General features: G+C 59.3%; 4 protein-coding genes. All 4 read left to right on the top strand.

Annotated elements, in window-relative coordinates; genetic code table 11:
- The first annotated feature begins 176 nt into the window (after positions 1 to 176).
- The 4 genes from DW661_RS09875 (at position 177) to DW661_RS09860 (ending at position 4,057) form a co-directional block, all read left to right on the top strand.
- Complete coding sequence (locus DW661_RS09875; protein WP_117638136.1) at positions 177 to 1,364, top strand: glycosyltransferase; 1,188 nt, start codon at positions 177 to 179, stop codon at positions 1,362 to 1,364.
- Positions 1,361 to 2,704: a histidine kinase gene (locus DW661_RS09870; RefSeq protein WP_006235157.1), complete on the top strand. Its 1,344-nt coding sequence runs from the start codon at positions 1,361 to 1,363 to the stop codon at positions 2,702 to 2,704. Before DW661_RS09875 ends, DW661_RS09870 begins: the two co-directional genes overlap by 4 nt.
- A gap of 72 nt (positions 2,705 to 2,776) precedes the next feature.
- On the top strand, positions 2,777 to 3,493 hold the full coding sequence (locus tag DW661_RS09865; protein WP_006235156.1) for a LytTR family DNA-binding domain-containing protein: 717 nt from the start codon (positions 2,777 to 2,779) through the stop codon (positions 3,491 to 3,493).
- 96 nt (positions 3,494 to 3,589) lie between these two features.
- Complete coding sequence (locus DW661_RS09860; RefSeq protein WP_117564950.1) at positions 3,590 to 4,057, top strand: YfcE family phosphodiesterase; 468 nt, start codon at positions 3,590 to 3,592, stop codon at positions 4,055 to 4,057.
- Positions 4,058 to 4,293: the final 236 nt, after the last annotated feature.

Raw genomic sequence — 4,293 nt, 5'->3', positions numbered from 1 at the left:
GAGTCCTGAGGCTGTTGCAATGAAGATGAGAATCAAGGCTTTTGGGGTTATCCGCAATAAACATTGCGACTTGCGAGCAATGATTTGCCCAAGTGGGTATGATGGAATCAGCTAGGTCGCGGGGCGTCGCCTGTGTTTGGCGGCGTCCCGTTTTTGTGTTGCAGGGAGGGTAAGGCATGAACGCCACGGTCGTGATTCCAACGTATTGGGCGGGCGATGACGCTTGCGCAAACGCCCCTGGCACCTATGACCATTCGACGCGACTCAACGCCGACAATCCCGAACTCGACCGCTGCCTGGCCTCGCTTGAGCAGGTGTGCGACATCCCGCGCATCATCCTTTTGGTGGTCTGTCCTGTTTCTGCCACAGCCGATGTGTCGCTGCGCGTGCACGAGATTGTCGACGCGCATCCCACGCTCAAGGTCACCGTTGTCACCAACACCCAGGCCTCGCGCATCGCAGACCGGGTTGCTCAGATCGCGCCCAAGGGTTCGGGCGAGTGCGTGAGCCTGCGAGGCTACGGTGCCATCCGCAACATGGGGCTAGCCTGTGCCGCTGTGCTGGGGCATGACGCGGTTATCTTTTTGGATGACGATGAGACTGTCATCGATGCCGACTTTATGAAGCGCGCGACCTACGCGCTGGGTCAGCAGACGCGCCAGGGCCTGCCGATCTTGGTCAAGAGCGGCTATTTCTACGATCGCGACGGCTCGCCGCTGGCTCCCACGGACAAGGCGGGCATCTGCCATCGTTGGTGGACCAAGCGCATCGAGTTCAACCGTTGGATGAAAAAGGCGCTCTCGGGCACCCGCATCTCGCGCTCCAACTACGTGTGCGGCGGCCTGATGGCCCTGCACGCCCGCGCCTTTACGCGTGTGGCCTTTGACCCGTTTATCACCCGCGGCGAGGACTTGGATTACCTCTTTAACATGCGTATGTTTGGCTACGACGTGTGGTTTGATAACGAGTGGACCGTGCGCCATCTGCCTCCGGAGTCCGAAAAGCGCTCACCGCGCTTTATGCAGGATGTATACCGTTGGTACTACGAACGGGCCAAGTTGACGTTCGCCGCGCATCAAAAGGAGCTCATCCCCGTTACGGCGGCATCGCTCATGCCCTACCCGGGCCCGTGGATTTCGCGCGAGCTCGACGACCGCGTGCGCAAGACCGCTATGGTCCGCAGCGTGTTTACCCGCGAGCATGAGGGCTACCTGCGCATCTGGCGCCATGGTATCGACGAGGCAAAGGCCTATGCGCGCCAAAACGCTGCAAGCTATCTGCGTTTCCAGAGCTTTTGGCCCAAGATTATGGACGGGCTTTGGCGTGACGCACAACTGATCAGTATTCTGGAGGGGGCCGAATGATCGACCGCCGCGCCCAGCGCGATAGTTCAATATCAATCTTTCGCATCATTGCCGTCGCCTGCGCCATTTGCGTGCTGGTGTACTTTATTTTCGCCTTGGTGACCGGTATCGAGCCGATCGCCACGGTGATTGCCTGCGCGCTGCTGTGCATCTTTCTGTGCATCTTTATCTTTTTGACGCTCAATCCCGATTCGGTGCGCTCCCAGTACACCGAGGAGACGCTCTCGGTGGCCTCGGCCATGCTCGAGGACATTAAGGGCGGTCTGACGCAGGAGTCGGCGCGTTTGGTGTGCCGGCGCATTTTGCCCGAGACGCGCGCCATGACGGTGGCCATCACCGACGAGGACAACGTGCTTGCCTGCGCGGGCGAGTTTGAGGAAAAACTGCTGCCCGATACTCCCATCCACACGCTTGCCACACGCTACGTTATCGAACATGGCATCGTGCAGTCGTTCAACCGTATGGTGGATGTCGTGGGCTCGGACGGCTCGCACAACCAAGTCCCCGCCGGCATTATCGCCCCCATCAAGGTGGGCGATCGTACCGTCGGTACGCTCAAGTTCTACTACAAGACCCCGCGCGCCGTCGACCGTACCCAGTACGCGCTTGCCTCGGGCTTTGCCGAGATCTTGTCCACGCAGCTCGCCATCCACGAGCTCGAGGTGCAAAAGGAGCTCACGGCGCGCGCCGAGGTGCGTGCGCTGCAGGCGCAGATTAACCCGCACTTCCTGTTCAACACGCTGAACACCATTGCATCGTTTACGCGCACCGACCCGCTGCGGGCCCGCGAACTGCTTCGTGAGTTCTCATCGTTCTATCGTGCCACGCTCGACAACTCGGGATCGCTTATTCCGGTCTCGCGCGAGGTCGCACAGACCAAGCGCTACCTTACCTTTGAGAAGGCCCGCTTTGGCGAGGACCGCGTGCTTGCGACGTTCGATGTGTCCGAGGACGTGGAAGATACGCTGGTGCCGGCGTTCGTGATCCAGCCGATTGTCGAGAACGCCGTACGTCATGGTATGGGCGATGACGACGCCCTGAGGATCGACGTGACCGTTCACCAAGACGGCGAGGATGCAATCTTGATTGCCGTGGCCGATAATGGCGTGGGCATGGATGAGGGTACCGCCGCCAGACTGTTTGACGAGCGCTCTGCCCGTCCCGACGCCAGCTCTCCCCAGGGTGGCGGCGCCGGTGTGGCCATGCACAATATTTCGGAGCGCATCCATCGCTTTTATGGGCCGCACTCCTATACGCGTGTCGAATCGGCGCCGGGCAAGGGCACCAAAGTGCTCCTTCATCTTGATTTGTCAGAGAGCATCTTTGACATTCAAGAGTAAAATAAAAGGCTACGGGCTCAACGTCATGCGACGGATGCCCGGCGTAGTTAGTTGACGAAAGGTTTTATCCCTATGCTGCGTGCGATGATTGTGGATGATGAGGCGCCGGCTCGCTCGGAGCTTCGCTTCCTGCTCGAGCAAACGGGCAAGATCGGCACGATCACGGAGGCGTCGAGCGTCCGCTCCGCCATCGAGATGCTTATGGAAAGTCGCGTGGATGTCGTGTTTCTCGATATCTCGATGCCCGGTGCCTCGGGCCTGCAACTTGCCGAGGCGCTGCATAAGCTCAAAAATCCGCCGGCGATTGTGTTTGTGACCGCGTATAGCGATCATGCCGTCGAGGCGTTCGACGTAGATGCTGTCGATTACCTAATGAAACCGGTTGAGGAGGCACGCCTGGATCGCGCGATCGAGAAGGTCATGCAACGCGCCAAGCCGGTTACGGACAGCAAAGTGACCATCGAGCGTATCCCGGTGGAAAAGGGCGGCCGCAAGGTGCTCATTCCCGTGGATGACATCCGCTTTATCATGGCAAAGGACGATTACTCCTGCATCTATACCGTCGATGATCGCTTTTTGTCGACGACCTCGCTGGCGCAGTTTGAGGCCAAGCTCTGCGACTTTGGCTTCTTCCGTGTTCACCGCCGCTATATCGTCAACCTAGCGTGCGTCACGGACGTTGAGACGGTGCCCTCGGGCGCCATCCAGCTGGGCATTACGGGCGTCGACGAACGCGTGCCGGTTTCGCGCCGCCGCGTCGTGCCGCTCAAGAAGGCTCTGAGTCTCTAGCACACTGGCCCCGCAGCCCTGTAGACCCATCGTCTGCGGGGCCGTGGGGCCTTTTTTGTATGTATCTGCCGAATCGTTTTTTGCGGAAGGGATCCCATGAACAGCGCAAGCGCCAAGCGCATCGACATCATCTCGGACACCCACGGCTATTTATCGCCTGCGCTCTTGGATGAGCTTGAGGGCGCAGACCTGATCATCCACGCCGGCGACCTTACGTCAGAGATGGACTACGAGCACCTATGCACCATCGCCCCCGTGCGGGCCGTATTGGGCAACAACGATTACTACCGCGACTACGGCCCCGATGTAGACCGTCTTGCGCTCTTTACCTACGAAGGCCTCAAATTCGCCGTAGCCCACTACCGCGAAGACCTTCCGGTGGGATCCGTAGACGTAGCCATCAACGGTCACACCCACGTAACCAAAGAAGCCCAAGTAGGCCGTTGCTTAGTCCTCAACCCGGGCAGCGCCAGCTACCCCAGAGGCACCCGAGGCCCCACCATGGCCAGAATGCTCGTCAAAGACGGCCATGTCATAAGTACCAAGTTTATTGACCTAGACTAACCGCAACAAAAACGGGGGATGCACAACGCATCTCCCGTTTTTCTTTGAGCCAAAGTAAGAAGTCCAACCAGAACAATCAGACCAACCCCGCCGGGAAGCACGCGGGCTAGCCGCGCAGCGGCGCACGCCCGCAAAACTGGTTGAATAATGTGACGGCAGGGAGGGTCTCCGGTGCTGGGGGCGGGGGTTAAGTTTGTCGCGAGTTCCGCACGCAAAGGAAAGCACTTAATGTGCTT

Origin of the sequence: Collinsella sp. AM24-1 (assembly GCF_003470325.1) — a bacterium.
GTDB lineage: Bacteria > Actinomycetota > Coriobacteriia > Coriobacteriales > Coriobacteriaceae > Collinsella.
Note: the sequence above shows the minus strand (reverse complement) of the source record. Positions and strands in the feature narration are given on the sequence as shown.

Excerpts from the sequence above, each read along its gene's own strand:
- DW661_RS09870 (WP_006235157.1), top strand. The coding sequence starts at position 1,361 with ATGATCGACCGCCGCGCCCAGCGCGATAGTTCAATATCAATCTTTCGC.
- DW661_RS09860 (WP_117564950.1), top strand. The coding sequence starts at position 3,590 with ATGAACAGCGCAAGCGCCAAGCGCATCGACATCATCTCGGACACCCAC.
- DW661_RS09875 (WP_117638136.1), top strand. The coding sequence starts at position 177 with ATGAACGCCACGGTCGTGATTCCAACGTATTGGGCGGGCGATGACGCT.
- DW661_RS09865 (WP_006235156.1), top strand. The coding sequence starts at position 2,777 with ATGCTGCGTGCGATGATTGTGGATGATGAGGCGCCGGCTCGCTCGGAG.